General features: G+C 63.3%; 14 protein-coding genes. 3 read left to right on the top strand and 11 right to left on the bottom strand.

Going from position 1 to position 15,821, the window contains the following annotated elements:
• Positions 1–40: 40 nt before the first annotated feature.
• The 4 genes from ASPU41_RS20390 to mobC all read right to left on the bottom strand — a co-directional run bounded on the left by ASPU41_RS20390 (position 41) and on the right by mobC (position 3,983).
• Positions 41–289 carry an SCO4226 family nickel-binding protein gene (locus ASPU41_RS20390; protein WP_069952909.1) on the bottom strand — a complete coding sequence of 83 codons (249 nt, stop codon included), beginning with the start codon at positions 287–289 and terminating at the stop codon, positions 41–43.
• 420 nt (positions 290–709) lie between these two features.
• The gene (locus ASPU41_RS20385; protein ID WP_069952908.1) at positions 710–1,942 is read right to left on the bottom strand and encodes a hypothetical protein; all 1,233 of its coding nucleotides are present in this window, start codon (positions 1,940–1,942) and stop codon (positions 710–712) included.
• Between the two features lie 29 nt (positions 1,943–1,971).
• Positions 1,972–3,588: a relaxase/mobilization nuclease domain-containing protein gene (locus ASPU41_RS20380; RefSeq protein WP_069952907.1), complete on the bottom strand. Its 1,617-nt coding sequence runs from the start codon at positions 3,586–3,588 to the stop codon at positions 1,972–1,974.
• 2 nt (positions 3,589–3,590) lie between these two features.
• The gene (gene mobC / locus ASPU41_RS20375) at positions 3,591–3,983 is read right to left on the bottom strand and encodes a plasmid mobilization relaxosome protein MobC (RefSeq protein WP_197515871.1); all 393 of its coding nucleotides are present in this window, start codon (positions 3,981–3,983) and stop codon (positions 3,591–3,593) included.
• Positions 3,984–4,205: 222 nt separating this feature from the next.
• Between mobC and ASPU41_RS20370 the strand changes: the two genes are divergently transcribed.
• Positions 4,206–4,505, top strand: coding sequence for a hypothetical protein (locus ASPU41_RS20370; RefSeq protein WP_069952906.1), 300 nt, complete (start codon positions 4,206–4,208; stop codon positions 4,503–4,505).
• A 336-nt stretch (positions 4,506–4,841) separates the two neighbouring features.
• Here ASPU41_RS20370 and ASPU41_RS20365 read toward each other — a convergent pair whose 3' ends face one another.
• From ASPU41_RS20365 to ASPU41_RS20355, 5 genes are all read right to left on the bottom strand, one after another.
• Positions 4,842–5,132: a helix-turn-helix domain-containing protein gene (locus tag ASPU41_RS20365; RefSeq protein ID WP_083266733.1), complete on the bottom strand. Its 291-nt coding sequence runs from the start codon at positions 5,130–5,132 to the stop codon at positions 4,842–4,844.
• 120 nt (positions 5,133–5,252) lie between these two features.
• Complete coding sequence (locus ASPU41_RS20360; protein WP_231941550.1) at positions 5,253–10,175, bottom strand: DEAD/DEAH box helicase family protein; 4,923 nt, start codon at positions 10,173–10,175, stop codon at positions 5,253–5,255.
• Between the two features lie 182 nt (positions 10,176–10,357).
• On the bottom strand, positions 10,358–10,669 hold the full coding sequence (locus ASPU41_RS23595; RefSeq protein ID WP_231941542.1) for a hypothetical protein: 312 nt from the start codon (positions 10,667–10,669) through the stop codon (positions 10,358–10,360).
• Between the two features lie 189 nt (positions 10,670–10,858).
• Entirely contained in the window at positions 10,859–11,074 is a 216-nt protein-coding gene (locus ASPU41_RS24140) for a YfbU family protein (protein WP_197515870.1), read from the bottom strand.
• 24 nt (positions 11,075–11,098) lie between these two features.
• On the bottom strand, positions 11,099–11,911 hold the full coding sequence (locus ASPU41_RS20355) for a DDE-type integrase/transposase/recombinase (protein ID WP_069952972.1): 813 nt from the start codon (positions 11,909–11,911) through the stop codon (positions 11,099–11,101).
• Positions 11,912–12,226: 315 nt separating this feature from the next.
• Here ASPU41_RS20355 and istA point away from each other — a divergent pair, with 315 nt between their 5' ends.
• Together istA and istB are read left to right on the top strand one after the other, a co-directional pair.
• Entirely contained in the window at positions 12,227–13,693 is a 1,467-nt protein-coding gene (gene istA, locus ASPU41_RS20350; RefSeq protein WP_083266303.1) for an IS21 family transposase, read from the top strand.
• A complete protein-coding gene (gene istB, locus ASPU41_RS20345; protein WP_197515653.1) occupies positions 13,690–14,421 on the top strand; it encodes an IS21-like element helper ATPase IstB in 732 nt (243 codons plus the stop codon). Before istA ends, istB begins: the two co-directional genes overlap by 4 nt.
• Positions 14,422–14,662: 241 nt before the next feature.
• On the opposite strand, the gene ASPU41_RS20340 is transcribed toward istB, so the two are convergent.
• Positions 14,663–15,091 carry a hypothetical protein gene (locus ASPU41_RS20340; RefSeq protein WP_157357156.1) on the bottom strand — a complete coding sequence of 143 codons (429 nt, stop codon included), beginning with the start codon at positions 15,089–15,091 and terminating at the stop codon, positions 14,663–14,665.
• Positions 15,092–15,148: 57 nt separating this feature from the next.
• Positions 15,149–15,736, bottom strand: a complete 588-nt coding sequence (locus ASPU41_RS20335) for a YfbU family protein (RefSeq protein ID WP_069952903.1) — start codon at positions 15,734–15,736, stop codon at positions 15,149–15,151.
• Between the last annotated feature and the right edge of the window lie 85 nt (positions 15,737–15,821).

The following is a 15,821-nucleotide window of genomic DNA, read 5'->3' as shown; positions in this document are numbered from 1 at the left end:
CCCCGGGGATTGGCAGGTTCAGCAGTCCGCGGCGGACGCACTACACCGCGAGCGGAACGGGATGTACCTCGTCCGCAGGGTGACCCGTGCGTTCATGAATGCGCTTCACAGCGTCCGCGGATGGGGCTTCCGACAGGCAATAGACAACGCCCGCCTCAGGGTCAGCCCAGGCGCTCTTGAAAACGACGTTTTCCTCGCCCTGAATGGCAAGGTCGGCATCGTGCGCTGCCTTCAGATCCTCCTTGGTTAGCCCCTTCATATTGCGGTGAACGTCCATAAATTCAGGCATGAAAATGCTCCTCAATCGTGGTCGATATTGGCCACAGTGGTGTAACGCAGACGTTAGACGCGTGGGTGTCAGTTCGTCAAGAGGCCCGCCCTGGGCGGATTCGCGAACGATTGCTCGGCTACTGGGGCGTGTCTCCTAACCTTCGCTTGGTATTCGGGGCGGGTCCCGGGACCCGCGGGGATGGGCGCGCCTGCCAATAGGGCTGCGAAAAACGAACCAGATAAGTCTGCGACTCGCAGCCCGTCCGAACCCGCCCGCCGTGTCTCATGAGTGGTGTGTCCACGACCTATGTAAAGGACGAGGCGATTGCGCTGCTTGCCCAAAACACGACGCGTCCCATATGCCGGTCCGCCGTAGAGCCACCAACAATGAAGGAACTTCAGACCTCCAGCGCCTGGTGATCTTAGAACCTCGCCCAGGTCAGCGGGCAGGGCCGCCTTTGGCCCTCCCCGCGCCCACAGTTGCACCTGTGCGCGACTTCCCGGCCTTGGCGGCGCCCTTGCCCATGGTCACCGCTGCGCTGGGGTGTGTGCCTTCGCTGCGGGCTGCGGCGAGGCGTCCGCGTATCTGGGTCTCATTCGCGCCGGTGTTTACCAGGGACTCAGCGAACTTCTCGTGGTGTTCGGCCGACCCGTAGCCGGCGGCCGACGTGCTTTCTGCTTTGAGGCCCTGGTCTTTCAAGCGGCTGCTGTCATTGCCGGTGACGCGGTTCTCAATCTCGCGACCGACCCTTTCCATGCGGGCGAAGAGTTCCTTCTCGGCTTGCTCGTACCGCTGCTCAATCGGCGTCCGTTCGGAGCCGTTGAAACCGCCATCAGCCAAAAGCTTGGCTTCGTGCATCTCCTTGGCGGCTTTGACGAACGCGGGATCCTCGAAGTGCGAATCGCCGGCGCCGTTGACGTTCGCGGAGGTTTCTTTGCGCAGCTGGTCAAGGTCGGGACCGTTGATGCCGTCCTTGCCGATGAGGAACATGCGTTCCTGCACGGTGGCATCTGCGGCCGCCACCGCTGCGGGGGTCTTGGCGCTGTGTGCAGTCTGCAATGCCTGGGCCAGTTCGGGGTTAGCCAGATACTCCGCGGGCACCTGGTGGCGTTCCATTTCCGGGGCCAGCTCGGCGGCTTGTGCGCGGAGTTCTTCGGCGCGGGCCGCGGCGAGCAGGCCCATGGCCTTCTCGTGTTCGGCGGCGGCCTTCCGTGTTTCTTCCTGGCTGCGGGCCAGCCCGTCCTGCCGGGCCTTGTCCATGGCTGCGGTCTGGATCCCTGACTCCAAGTAAGCGGCGTCCGTGCCGACGTCGTGGGTGTCGATGCCGTAGCGGGTGAAGACTTCCTGACGAATCCATTCTGAGGCCGCCAGGGCGGTCGGGTCGTGGTCTTTCCAGCCTTCAGCGACGGCGTGTGCCGTGGCGATGTCGTGGGGCTGGGCCTTGTCCCACCACTGGTCTTTGTTTATCGGTGCCAGTGCCGCGTGTGCGGCGCTGCGGTCTGCCGTGAGGCGGGCCTGCGCTTCGTGCGCTGCCTGTGCATCCTGGTGTTCCTGTTGCCGTTGGGACTCCTGCCGGCGACGGGCCAGCGTCTCGGCAATGCGGGACGCGATCATGAGGGACTGCCGCATCCCGCCGTCCAGAAATTCGTCCATTCCGTCTGATTCACTCATCGTGCTCCCCTTGCAGTTGGTGGTGGTCTTTATCGGTCCAGCACGGGCCCGGAATCACGGCCCGTGTGCTGGCGGGTCCTGGCCGGCGTTGGTGTGGTCGGTACCGCTGACCCTGGACGGATGGGTGCCATGCCGCGCAGTCCAAGCTCGACGGAGTTAGGAGCCGCGGCCTGTTCCGGTGCACCGACGGAGACCGGGCGGGGCATGGTGGCCGCGAACGGTTTCAGCTGCTCTGTGACGACGGCCCGGAGCCGCTGCGCTTCCCTGGTTCGTCCGGATTGTTGGTGCATTTCGTGAATGGCGAAGGCAGTGTTGACCAGCTGCAGCATGAGCGCCGATTGGGCGGCCGTCTTGTTCTTGCTGGACGCGGCCATGAACAACATGGCAGTGCCGGCAATGGACGGCAGGGCAACGGGCTTGCTGTGCTGCCGTGGCGACCGGAGCTGGGCGGTGCGGGACAGCTCGGCGGCGGTGGCCGCCAGCGGACCCGGCGTCGGTTCGAGCCGATGGGACCATGCCGCGAACGCGCCGGATACTTCCCTCGCTGCTTTCGCCCAGGTGGCGTGATCGTCACGGGGCAGTGTGCGCAGCTGCTCAACCAGTGCGGTCGCGTTCCGGGTGTATTCGACCCACATTTCCGCCGGGGGTGTTCCGTTCTCGGGCCCGGTCCTGGAGACGGTGCGCCTGTTGCGGGCGGCTGCGTTCCATTCCGCTGCGGCTTCGGTTGCCAGGTGCGGTGAGTCCATCCACTCTTCACGCAAGGCACCGAGTTTCAGATCGGACGCGAGGGTACCGCCGCCGAACCAGATAGGACGTTCGCCCTGCTTGGGCCGCTCCGCTACGGAGTACCCGACAATGACGTCAGTGGTGTTCTTCGCGTAGCGAGGACGAACCAATATGCCGGTGTCGCGGGCGCGCCGGACGAACTCACCCTCGGTAGCCGATGCACTGGCGCTGGCACGGACTTTCCGGGCCAAAGAGGACCGGTGCATCTCCCGCTCGTCCCGGACAGCGGTGGCTTTCTCGGCCCGGTCGTAGCCGCGGGTGGAGTGCACGGTGGAAAGCTGTTCCAGCCCGTACTTGACCTCCAGTTCGCGGCACGATTCCTGCGCCCTCTTGTAGTCCCCGTGCGTAGATGCTTTGGTGCCGTCTTCGCGGACAAGGGATACGGCCAAGTGGATGTGGTGGTTGCCGTTCTCACTCGTGCCGTGGTTGACCGCGACCCACCGGCAGCGCGCCTTGCTGCTGGTTTCGGTGAAGCCCATGGAGTCCACGAAGTCATTCGCGATGTCGCCCCACTGCTGGTCCGTCAGGGCGCCTTCTTCGGCGCGCAGGCTCAGCGAGCAGTGCCACACGCTGGCGTCCTTGTACCCGACGTGGACGCGCTCCTTCTTGGCCACGTCCCACTGCATGTCTTTGATCTGAACCGATACGCCATAAGCCTTACGCGGACGGTCAAGATGCTTGGCAATTGCCAGGGCATCGTGACGGTCCAGGACACCGTCGTCGTACCACGCCATGATCGCAGCGTCACCGGCCACCAGGTGCGGATCGGAGTGGGCGTTCTTCGTCTTGTCAGCGTCCGTCGAGGCCAGGTATACCATGAGACCGCCCATGCGAGAACCGCGGGTGATGTTCGGAATCATCCCTACATCAGCCCGTCTATGACGTCGTCAATGCGCATGGCAACGGAGCGGATATGTTTCAGTGCTTCATGCGCCTCGGCGGGGAACTCGCTCGTAGCGTTGGCCTGCCGTGCGAGCTGGTTGATGTTGTTCGAAGAACGGGCCAGCAGATTGTGCAGAGACATCAGCTCCGCAGCAATAGCACGCCGTTCCGTTGTCGTCTCCTGGGTCTCAGACAATGCCGAAGTAATCAGCAGATTCGGGACAGTGACCTTCTCCCGCTCGGCCCTCGCGACCAGCGCGGCTTCCTCTTCAACAGTGACCCACAAGTCACGGCGCTTCTTGCTGCCGGCAGGAGTGTTCTCCCGGCGTCGGCGCGACAGATTGAAACGGTGAGTCAATCCCTCATCCGACATTCAATCCATCCCTTCAAGGCCCAGCGCAGCGACCCCGGAACCGGGGACCACACTGACCAGTGTGCCGCACACGAACGCCAGAGTCGAGCGCGATAAGCCACTTACACCCGAGTAAATGTATAGCTTGCTCCGAACGGTCTTCTTTGAGGGTTTTTCGCCTTTCGCGCTTGATCACCGAAAACCTGCTTTGGGGGTGTCGGTCCTGCCCGATAGGGTTTGGGTATGGATATCAACAACATTGCCGCTAAAGCCGCCGCGAAGATCGACGCCGCCAGGGACACCAAAGTGAACGCCGTCAAGAGGGCCGCCGCCAGCGGAGTTGAAGTTCAGGAGGCCGCCCAGCTGCTTGCCGCAGCAGAGCAGAAGTACGCCAAGGAGTATCAGGCAGCGTTGCGCGCAGACTGGACCGAATCGGACCTGCGGGGCTTCGGTCTGGACGCTCCGGCTAAGAAGGCCGGCGGGCGTCCGCGTGGCCGGAAAACCACGCAGGAGTCCGTTCCGGTTGCCGGCGGACCTGAGTAGTAGCCCCTCGCCCCCATGGGTACGGCAAAAGCCCAATCGCTCCGCTGCTTTTCCCGCACACATGGGGACGACGGGACCCAGCTGATCGGCTGCACACAACCGCCAGGGAACCTCTGCCTCGCACCTCACCAGCGAGACCGGCGGCCATGCACAGCCTGGAAACTGGCCGGTCACCAACGGCAACGTTTCCCATGGTCCAAGACATGCCGCTTCCGACGTCGGCAGAGCGCTGTGGCTGGCTCTTTTCAGCCATAGACCAGATGCGGCTCCGGTGGGCAGATACGACGAAGGCCGGCACCTTTTCGAGGTGCCGGCCTTCGTCGTAACCGTGTTCTTTTAGTCTTCCGCGGTGACGTCGTCATCCTTGATCTGACCGGCCGCGATGCGCTCTGCGGTCTTCGCGAACGCGGCCTCGATGTACGCCGCGAGGTCACTTTCCCGGACCCTCCACACACCCCGTCCACCGAACTGCCCGGCGGGGAGCTCACCGCTGCGAACGAGCGAATAGACCAGTGCACTTTTGACGTTCAGGACCTCCTGAACTTGTTCCAGGGTCAGCATCCTGGGGAACACCGGTACCGTCGTCGACGCAGGTTCCTCGGTCACGTCCTCTGTCCGTTTCGGCATTCTCAGTCCACCTCGTTCCGGTGTTGCAGTTCGTCCCTGGCGCGATGTCCGCGGCAGAGGGATCCGGCCGCCGTGGAGCTTCCGGAGTCATTCCAGCCCAGCTCTTGACGGACGGATGATCTATCGTTCCAGCCCTCCGCTTCTCTCGTGGTGTGGATGTCTGGTTGAAGGCGCCTGGGTTGACGCCGGCGATGGCCGGCTGGGGCTGGGGCCTGTAGGGAAGCTGGCGTCGTGAAACTTTCTAAAGCGTGCCAGTGCAGGATCGACGACATCCGCAACGTCAGGCGCGTCGGCGGAGTTCTGCTTCGGTGGCTCAATGGAGGCCCTGAGCTTCCCGTCCAGTTCCGCGCACTTCGCGCGGGCGGTGACAAGTTTGGCCTCGTACTTGAAGGGTTTCCCGGCCTGGCTCTCGACGTCGGCAAGCACCGCCTGTTTGTCCGTGATGGTTTGGCGCAGCTGGGCTTCGTAATCGGGAAGCCCCGCTACTTTGTTTTCCAGCCGGGTGATGATCCCGGCACTTCCTTCCAACAGCTCCAGTCGGGTAAAGACAAGCGGTGGTGCCGGCACGTCTTTGAGGGTGACAGCGAGGTCCTGGTAAGAGCCGAGCCGGGAGTCGTCGGCCGCGTTTCGGACCTGCAGCTCGTGGCCGCCGAGGGTGGCCATCGTGCCGTGGTCCTGTTTTTGGCGGTAGTAATTTCCGTACTCCGGTGTGTGGGTACGGACCCATTCAGATATAGCCGTGACGGCCTCCGGACGTTTGGTGTAGCTCTTGCCGTCGATGGTCGCGGTGAAGGCATCCCCGGCCGTCGGGGTGATGCGCGGGAGAGCGGCCTGCAATGCGGGCAGCTTGCTTTCGGCTTTGGTGATGCTGGTTTCGGCGGCGGCCCGTGTCCAGGAGAGGGTGCTCTGTCCTTTCTCGTGGGCTCGTTTGAGCCGTTCGAGTTTGGTCCGGGCGGCGTCGGCCTCGATCTTGTCCATCACCAGCGGGTTGCCGCTGGTCGCTGCCTTGATCTGTGCGGCGTTGAGGGCAAGGTCTCCAACGTCCTCGATCTCGCGGATATCGAGTCGTCCGCGAAGGACCTGCTGGATCATGGTGGCCTTGCGCTGGATCCCGTCCCAGGCGGCACTGTCGTAGCTGCCGACGGTTGCGTATTGGAAGTTGTGGACCTCCGCGTTGGCGTTACGTTGACGGATGATGCGCCCGTCGCGCTGGGTCAGGTCAGCGGGCCGCCAGGGACACGTGACGTGGTGGATCGCTTTGGCGCGGAGCTGGACGTTGGCGCCGGTTCCCATCATGGCGGTGGAGCCGATCAGCACGGCCACCTCCCCGGTACGGCATTGGGCGAAGAGCTGGGCTTTCTGCTCGGGTTTGGGCGCGTCCTGGATGAACCGGATCTGATCTGACTGGATGCCTCCGGCGACGAGTTGGTCCTTGATCTGCTGGTAGGCGGTCCAGACCGGTTTGCCGTCGGGACCGGTGTTCTTGGAGGGCGTGCTGAGGTCGCAGAAGATGATCTGCAGCGCACCCTTTTTCGCCGAAGGGATCCCGGATTCGAAGCTGGTTTCGTACTCGTTCTCCCGGTTCTCCTCCCAGACTTTCAGGGTCTTGGCCACAACATGGTCCAGCTTCGTCCCGGATTCGGGTTCGATGCCGACCATGCGCAGGTCCAGCGCTGCTTTGCGGCCGTCGTTGTAGACACTCAGGGCGTTGTCCGCGCCTTTCTCAGCCCAGCCGGAGAGGGAGTCCAGCCGGTCAGCGAGGCCCTTCATGTATTCGGCCAGTTCGGGCGGCTGCGGGATCAACACCAGTTCCGGCTGCCGTTCCCCGTCTCCGGGCCGGCGGGCGAGGTCCGGCTTTTCGAGGTAGGTCAGGTCTTCGGAGAGCTTCACGTCGGCGAAGACGTGGAAGGACCGCAGCATCTCGGGGACGTTCTTGAATTTCGCGAAGCGCGGCTTGTTCTTCAGCCGGCCTCCGGCGTCCATCTCGATGGCGGTGACGGTTTCCCCGAATGTCGCTCCCCAGACGTCGAAGTTCTCCACACCGGCAGCCTGGAGCAGGTCCGGGCGCAGGTAGCGCTGCATGACGTGGGCTTCGGTGATGGAGTTGGCAATCGGTGTGCCGGTCGCCATCGTCACGACGCGTTCCCCGTGGGTGCTGCGCAGGTATTCCAGCTTCAGGTGCATGTCGGTGGCCCGGATGGAGCCCGCGATTTCTGCGCCCTTGATGTTGGTGACCGTGCGCAGGTTTTTGTAGTCGTGCGCTTCGTCCACGAACAGGTAGTCCACCCCGGTGTCCTCGAAAGTCAGTCCAAGATCCGGCGCGGTGTCCATGAGCTTCTTCATGCGCTCTTCTTCGGCCTGGAGCTTGGTTTCAAGCTTCTTCACCGTGGTCCGGTCTTCGCCTTCGGCCTGGGCGTTGACGATGGTCTGCCGGACGTCGGCGATGATCGACTCCTGGTAGGCCTCAATGGTTTCGGCTTTCACGCCGATGCTCTTGAAGGCCTGCTGGGTCATGATGATGCCGTCCCAGTCGTTCGCCGCGGCACGGGCGACGAACTGCCGGCGCGCGGCCAGGTCTCCGCTCTTGGTCTTGATGTCATCACTGCCGGCCGAGAGCAGGCGGGCCTGCGGGTACAGTTCCAGCCACTCACGGGTGAACTGCTCCAGCATGTGGTTCGGGACGACAACCATGGGCTTGGAGGCCATGCCCAGGCGTTTGAGTTCCATCGCTCCAATCACCATTTCGGCGGTCTTGCCGGCCCCGACTTCATGGAAGAGGCCCACAGCCGGTTCGGAGATGATGCGCGCCACGGCAGTGCGCTGGTGCGGGTGCGGAACGAAGGTCTTAGCCAGCCCCGGCAGGGTCAGCCGGCCACCTTCCTTGGTGTAGTCGCGCAGGGCCAGGGAGTTGAAGCGGCGGTTGTATTCGTCAATGAGCCGGCTGGCACGTTCGGGGTCTTCCCAGACCCACTCGGCGAAACGTTCCTGCAGGGCCTCGGCCTTTTCCTGGGCCGCCTCGGTTTCTTCGAGGTTGGCGACGGGTTTGCCGTCCTCGTTCTTGTCCTCGACCTGAATGCTCTTTTGTTCCAGGATGCTTTGCAGCAGGTCCGGGGCGGGCCGGCGGCCCGTTCCCCACTCGTTCGTGGAACGGACTGTTCCCCGGTTGGCTTTGACCCGCCAGATGCCGCTGCCGACGCTGGTCACGCTGGCGTTGGGATCGGCCAGGATGTCCTGGACGAAGCGTTGGTGTTCCTCGGGGGAAATCCAGACTGCACCGATGCGCGCCTCGACGTCTTCCATGCCGACCCGCGGCGGCTGGACTTCCTCCAGGGCAGTGACGTTCTCACTCAAGCGCTCGTCCTCGGCCGCCGCAGCGCGGGCAGCGTCGAGCTTGGTCCGGACATTCCCGGACAGGTATTCCGGTGCGGTGACGAGCTTGCCGGTTTCCGGGTCATCGAACACGGACGTGCCCAGCTGCTCGCGGGCTTCCTCTTCCGTGACGCCCAGCAGGTCCGCGATCTGATCCAGCTCCGGGGCGCCGTAGGTGTCCAGGGCGATCGCGAGGGCTTCGTCAACGGTGTCCGCGCCCATCAGGGGTTTGCGCGCCACCACCTGCCGGTGCTGAAGCAGGCCAGCCGGTGTCGCCGTCTGCGTTTCGTCATTGAATTTTTCCAGAGCACCGGGAAGCGCACCGAAAGGGTCCTCGGACATCAGCAGCCGGAATGCAGGCGATATGCGTCGGGTGACAACGTCATCGCCGGTCTCTTTATCCGTGCGAACCGATTCGGTGTAGCGGTTCACCGGCCCGTACTTGCCCACATAGGTGGCGTAACGGGCGGTCAGATCGGCCCGCAGGGCTTCCAGTTCCGGGGTGTCCTCGTTGTCCGATGCTTCCATTTCCAACAGCGACCGTGCACCGTCGCGCAGCCCCAGCAGGTCCCGCATCTCTGCAGCATGCTTCTTGGGCACGGGGAGTTCTTCTTGTTCCCCGCTGCGGGTGATGGTGAAGGTTCCGTCGGGTTGGGCGGTGATGGTGCCGTCCCATTGCTGCCCGGCGGCCGGCAGCAGAGCCACCGGGGTCTTCCCCGGGGCCGGCTCGGCAGGGGCATGGTTCAGGCCGCGGTCCAGCGCTTCCTGCACAACGACGTCGAGCCGCTGGGCGAGCAGCTGCGGGACAGCAGCGAGGTCGTCGACTTTGACGCTGACGGTTTCCTCCCCGTACATGCCGTTCCCAATGGTGATCTGCCCCAGGACATTTTGCGGGTTCAGATCAAAGTAGTTGTTGATCTTCACGTTACGGCCGTCGATGATGACGGGCCCGACAGATTCCCAGTCCGTGTTGGCAGGCTCCCGGCCCGGCTCGCGCTTGCGCAGCAGCAGCAGGTCAGTGAGTGCTTCGGTGCCGGCAGCTCGCCGGTGGGCGCCGGTGGGCAGACGCACGGCGCCCACCAGATCCGCCATGGCGCTCATCTCCCGCCTCGAGGTGGGGTTGGTTGCGTCCATGGTGAAGCTGGAGGTCAGCACGGCTACGTATCCGCCGGGTTTCACCGCGGCCAGGCCCTTGAGGATGAAGTGGTTGTGCATGGAATGCCGGGAGTCGGCATTGTGGGTCTTGTCGTACAGCGTGTTCTTGCTGAACGGGACGTTGCCGACGGCGAGGTCAAAGGAATTGGATTTGATCGGGGTGTCCGCGAAGGACTCGCTGCGGATCGTCGCGTCGGGATACAGGCCACGGGAAATTGAGGCTGTCAGCGGATCAAGCTCCACGCCGGTCATCCGGGCACCTTCCGGGGCGAAACCAATGAAAGTTCCCGCGCCGGATCCGGGTTCCAACACCTCTCCCCCGGTGAAGCCAAGCCGGTCAACGGCGGACCAGATCTCCTTCACCAGGGCGGCGTCGGTGTAATACGCGTTCGTCGTTGTCCGCGACGCTGCGGCGTACTCGCGCTCGCTCAGGACTTCCTGCAGCTGAGCGCGCTCGGCCGCCCATTCGGCCTTGTCGAACAGCTGGGGCACCGCTCCCCAGCTGGACCACCGCGCCAAGGAACGCTGCTCTACCTCGGTGGCCGGCCTCTGCTGGTCCTCCAGCTCCCGGACGATGCGGATTGCTTCAACGTTTGCTGCGAAGCGGGCCTTCTGTCCCGATGGTGCTAGGTCAGCCTGGGATGCTGGGTGGAACCGTCCAGCCGGCGCACCCGCTGACGGCTCCGGCTGAGGTTCGGTCTCTAGCTCTCCTCGTGCTCCTGGGCCCCGTAGGTCGGCTCCATCTCCTCCGGCTCCGCGGGAAGGCTGGCGTAGATCATCTCCTGATACACCATCTCGCGTGCCCGTAGCTTGGCCATGTTCACCATCCCGATGAACTCCATTGGCTCTTCCTGGCCCCGCATGGGTATCAGTTCTGCGCTCAGAGCCACGATCGCTTCCTGGATCTCCCTGCCCAAGGTCGAAAAGTGTGTCTCGGGGTCCGCTATCTGCGCGAAGCTCTCCGGGTCGTGATTCTTCATGGTTTCCATGGCGTGTCTGCCGTGCTCGTTCATTGACTACCTCTTCCGGTTCGGCCCACAATGACTCCAGACTCAGCTGACCCTCAATGTGGTTTTTAGATTTCCTCGGTGCCATGTGCGCCGTCCCCCTCCGTTTGCCTCCACGCTAGCGAAGGCACCGATGGATTAACAGCCGCACCCCTACTTACTGGAGCCGCTGCTGCGCTTCAAAGAGGCCGGCGGCTAGCGACGTGAAGGGTGAACCCGGGAAGCCGCAATCCTCCGGAGCTCTTCTTCGGTCAGGAGATAACTCTTCCTACCCGTTTTTCGGGACCTGTTTTGCTTCACTTCGCGGTACTCGGTCAACATCCGAGAGTAAATGGGAACCGACTGGTGATGAGAGTTCCCGCGATCCGGCCCAAGTACGAAGGCCTCCTGTTCCGTCCCGGAATCTGTCAAGCCGATTGAGACACCGTGTTTTGGTTAGGCGTGTGCAGCGACCTCGCTTTGCTGTGGCTGGTTGATCCACGCAGCTGAGGGGCCTGCCGGCGGCAGTGGCGTTCTGCTGAAGCGGTGCGGGGTGGCGGTGTAGGCATTCTGCAGGACAGTGGCGCGGCGGGCGTGGATCGCCATGTAGGTGCCGTCAAAGACCGAGGCCGGGGTGTGGAGCCCGATCCCGGAATGGCGGTGTTCGAAATTGTAGTAAAGGAAAAAACCGTTGGCCCAGGCGATGGCGTCCTGGCGGGAACCGAACCGGCCGGGGTAGGTGTGGTGGTACTTCGTGGTCTTGAACGCCGCCTCGGAGTACGGGTTGTCGTTGGACACGCGGGGCCTGGAATGGGACCGGTCGATGCCAAGGTCGATCATCAGGTCGGCGACCGGTTTGGACGTCATGGACGTCCCCCGGTCGGCGTGGATGACCCCGGGCGTGCCGTGGATCATCACGGCATCGGCGATGAACTCCTTGGAGCCCAGCCCGGACTCGCGGGTGGTGATGTGCCAGTGCACGACGTAGCGGGAGAACAGGTCGATGATGACCATCAAATCGTAGTAGACGCCCCTGATCGGGCTGGGGAGTTTGGTGATGTCCCAGGACCAGACGTCGTTGGGTTGCGCCGCGACGAGTTCGGGTTTCTTCTTTGCCGGATGGGTGGCCTGGCGGCGGCGTTCACGCACCTGGCCGTGGCCGCGCAGGATGCGGTACATGCTTGATTCCGAGCACAGGTAGGTGCCCTGGTCCAGCAGGATCGCCCCGACCTGGGCCGGGGCCTTGTCGGCGAATTCCTCGCTGTTCAACCGGTCCAACACCTGTACGACCTCTTCATCGGTGAGCTTTGTGTGTGATCGACTATCTGTAGGCCGTTTCAGCCAGGAATTTGAGCCATGTTGGTGGCTCGTTTCAGGCCAAAAGAGCGGTAAGAATTAGGCCAGTTTTTTCTTCCCGGAATCAGGTTTCGGGGGCTTGCCTGAAGTTAGAGATCACCCGGGTGGTCGGGGGCCTTTCCCAGAGTGTTGGGGACATGGGCCCGCCACCCCCAGATAGGTTCCTTACGGTGCTGCCATTGCGAAGCGTATGCGCCGGAAGGGCTGGAAAGTGAGATGACGGTACCCATGTCCGTTCAAGAAAATATCAGAAGACTCGACTCCCAGGGAGTCCCGGTGCGTCAGATCGCCCGAAGGCTTGGAGTGAGCCGGACCTCGGCGGCCAAGTACGCCGAGCAGGAGGACTTCTCCCCGGCGCCGCGGGCACCGCTGGCCAGGCCGGGGGCCTCGGTGCTGACCGGGTTCGAGCACATCATTGAGCGGTGGCTCATCGAGGATCAGCGCCGGAACCGCAAGCAGCGGCATACGGCGAAGCGGATCTTCGACCGGCTCGTTGACGAGCATGGTTTTACCGCCACCTATTCACCGGTCCAGCGGTACGTGAAGAAATGGTTGGCCGCCCACCGGCAGCCCGGTGAGGGGTTTACCGAACTGGTCTGGCCTGCCGGCACCGTGCAGGTCGACTTCGGTCAGGCCGAGGCCATCGTTGCCGGGATCCGGCAGGTCCTGCATATCCTGGTGGTGACCTTCCCGTTCTCGAACATGCGCTTCGTGCAGGCGTATCGGGGCGAGACCGCCGAATGCGTGGCCCACGGGCTGCGGAGGGTGTTTGAGCACATTCGGGCTGCGCCGCGGCACATGGTCTTTGATAATGCCACGGGCATCGGAAATCGGGTGGGAACCCGGGTGACCGAGACGAAGCTGTTTGGCGCCTTCAAACTCCACTACAGGTCCGAGTCACGCTATTGCAATCCGTACTCGGGCCATGAGAAGGGCAACGTGGAGAACGCGGTGGGGTTCCTGCGCCGGAACTTCATGGTCCCCGAGCCGGAGGCCGCCACCCTGGAGGGGCTGAACAAGGACCTCATGGCGCGCTGCGACGCGTTGGCCACCACCGTGCACTACCGCAAGGGCCTGCCCCTGGGTGAGCTGTTCGCCCAGGACGTTGCGGCGTCCATAGACCTGCCGGGGATCGGTTTCGATGCCGTGCGCTACGAATCGCGCAAGGCCGACAAGACCGGGAACCTGCTCATTGACGGGAACACGTACGCCGCCGGGCCCGCTTTCCACGGGCGAATGCTCACGGTGGGGTTGGGACACGACGTGGTGCAGATCCTTGATGAGCATTCCGAACCTGTCCGCACGTTCCCGCGCGTCTTCGGCAAGCAGGCCGAGACGGTCTTTGACCCTGCTTCCCTGGTGCCGTTGCTGGTGACGAAGCCCGGGGCGTGGTCCCATTCGCCGCTGCGGGCCCTGGTGACGGACCCGGTGCGTGACTGGTTGGACCGGGCCACGGCCACGGATCGGCGCCGGCTGCTCAACTCGGTGGATGCTGCCTCATCGGTGGCGGGATTCGATGCCGCGGTGGCCGCTGCCGACACCCTGATCCAGCGCGGGGATGCACCGGACATGGCCATGCTGGGCATGCTGGCCCGCCGTCTGGCTGATGGCACCGAACCGGAGGCAACGAACGTGGACCTGAGCGTCTATGACACCTTCACCACCCTGAACACCACCACAGGAGAAATAGCATGAGCACGATCACCGTCCAGGACCTCCTTGAGGCGGGCAAGCACGCCTCGCTGACCGGCAGCGTGTTGACCGATTGGGCCGAGAAGGGCACCCCGAAGCAACGTGAATACCTGCACGGGGTGCTGGTCGCCGAGCACGAATCCCGGCAGGAGTCACGGCGCCAGCGGCTGTTGAAGGCCGCAAGGTTGCCGGCCATGAAAACACTCACCGGGTTCGACTACAGCAGTGTCAGGTTCCCGGAGGACTACGGCCGCGGACCTCTCGAATCCCTGGATTTCATCAACCGGGCCCAGGACCTGGTCCTCTACGGCGACGTGGGCACCGGCAAAACTCACATGGCCACCGCCCTGGTGGCCGCCGCCTGCCGGCAGGGCATCCCCGCCAGGTTCTTCACCACCTCCGCCCTGGTCATGATGCTGCGCCGCGCCAAGGACGAAGACCGCCTCGACAAGGAACTGGCCTCCCTGGCCAAGAACCGGCTCCTGGCCATCGACGAGCTGGGCTACCTCCCGATCGACGCCGAAGGGGCCAGGCTACTCTTCCAAGTGATCGCGGACGGGTATGAAAAACGAAGCCTGATCATCACAACAAATTTGGAGTTTTCCCGCTGGGGCACCGTGTTCGGAGACGACAACATGGCCGCCGCCGTCATTGACAGATTGGTCCACCACGGGCGGCTTCTGCAGTTCCGCGGCGAGTCCTACCGGGTCAAAAATGCCCTCATGAAATAGCCAACCGCTGAAATGGACCAGAAAAGAGCCGACGTGGCCTAATTCTTAGCGCTGAAACGGCCTACTTAAACTTGACGAAACACAAGCTTGTTTACCGGTGCCGGGCGCCGGGGTTTGGGTCCGTGTACCCTCGGGGCCAGAGAGCGGTAGTGTGTGGCCGGGGACCGTCCCGTGAGGGCACAGATGGCCCTTACGGGCAACAGCCCATCAAGTCCGACGAAGGCCCCGTCCACGGCGGCGCTCACGGCTTCTCGTTGTCCGCTCTCGAGGAGATGCCCTCCAAGAGAGCGTGTAATTTTCCCATCACGCTCAACGCCTCCTCAGTCCGTGCGAGTTTCGCTTCGGCCCGTTCGGCGCGGGACTTCATGGCCTCAAGCTGGGCCTCGGGGCTGTGCTTCTTTGCGGGCCTGGCGGCGGTGGCGAGGCCGGTAAGGGCGACGGCGTCCCGGGCCCGGCGCCAGGTGGTGATCTGGGAGGAGAACAAGCCCTCGCGGCGCAGGAAGGCGCCCTTGGCCCCGGGTCCGTCGAGGGACTCGTAGGTTTCCAGGATCGAGAGTTTCTCCCCCGGGGTGAAGGAGCGGCGGAGGGGCCTCTCTGCCCTGGGTTTTTCGGGATCGGCCATGGCTCCACCATCGGTGATGGCAGTGGGGGAAGCAAGTGCGGTGGTCACAGGAAATCGGTTTCCAAATCTCGCCCTTAAGGAGTCAGTGGGAAAAGTGGCGGTGTCTCACCCAATGCTGACAGACAGGGTCCACTTATCGTCCTTCACAAGGAAACGCACGTAGTCGGACATCTGGCCTTCCAGCGCATCATTATGATCGAAACCGTCGAATCTCAGTGCTCGCTGAAGCGATTCATCAATCACTACCCCCTGCTCCTGCAGATCGTTGATGCTGTAGAGCGCTATCCGGAACATTTCGAGAACGTCCATGACGAACTCGCTGTTGCGTGGGCTCAACTCGGGGCGAAGGCCGGCGAACTCCACCCAGTACTCCTTGGTGAATCCACGCTCAAGAACTTTCGCCCGCTCAAGCTGGTACTCCCGGTCACCATCCACGTCGTTCGCGTCCTCGGGCAAAACCCGACCGAGAATTCGGTGCAAGAGTGACAGAGTGTGTCGGTCGAGAGCGGACAGCGTGTCAGGTCCCAGTTCCTTATCCCTCTCGCCCTTACCCCGTTCATCGTCTCGGAATGCAAACACTGCGTCCTGGAGACGGTCTCGAACAAAGTCGCTCAGTGTCTGGTGTTCCTCCTCCGCTTTAGCCTGCAAGGCGTCCCTTACTGCGTCGTCAATGCGCACCGTGATCGTAGCCACCAATTTTCCTTCCATTAGTCGTGTATTACAAAACATACTACACGTAAGACACGAATACGTGAGCTGCGATCTTGCGGAGGTCGTC

The organism is Arthrobacter sp. U41 (assembly GCF_001750145.1).
Taxonomy (GTDB): domain Bacteria; phylum Actinomycetota; class Actinomycetes; order Actinomycetales; family Micrococcaceae; genus Arthrobacter.
Note: the sequence above shows the minus strand (reverse complement) of the source record. Positions and strands in the feature narration are given on the sequence as shown.

Bases quoted from the DNA above. Each gene is read 5' to 3' on its own strand.
- ASPU41_RS20390 (WP_069952909.1), bottom strand. From the start codon at position 289: ATGCCTGAATTTATGGACGTTCACCGCAATATGAAGGGGCTAACCAAG.
- ASPU41_RS20385 (WP_069952908.1), bottom strand. From the start codon at position 1,942: ATGAGTGAATCAGACGGAATGGACGAATTTCTGGACGGCGGGATGCGG.
- ASPU41_RS20380 (WP_069952907.1), bottom strand. From the start codon at position 3,588: ATGATTCCGAACATCACCCGCGGTTCTCGCATGGGCGGTCTCATGGTA.
- mobC (WP_197515871.1), bottom strand. From the start codon at position 3,983: ATGTCGGATGAGGGATTGACTCACCGTTTCAATCTGTCGCGCCGACGC.
- ASPU41_RS20370 (WP_069952906.1), top strand. From the start codon at position 4,206: ATGGATATCAACAACATTGCCGCTAAAGCCGCCGCGAAGATCGACGCC.
- ASPU41_RS20365 (WP_083266733.1), bottom strand. From the start codon at position 5,132: ATGCCGAAACGGACAGAGGACGTGACCGAGGAACCTGCGTCGACGACG.
- ASPU41_RS23595 (WP_231941542.1), bottom strand. From the start codon at position 10,669: ATGAACGAGCACGGCAGACACGCCATGGAAACCATGAAGAATCACGAC.
- istA (WP_083266303.1), top strand. From the start codon at position 12,227: ATGTCCGTTCAAGAAAATATCAGAAGACTCGACTCCCAGGGAGTCCCG.
- istB (WP_197515653.1), top strand. From the start codon at position 13,690: ATGAGCACGATCACCGTCCAGGACCTCCTTGAGGCGGGCAAGCACGCC.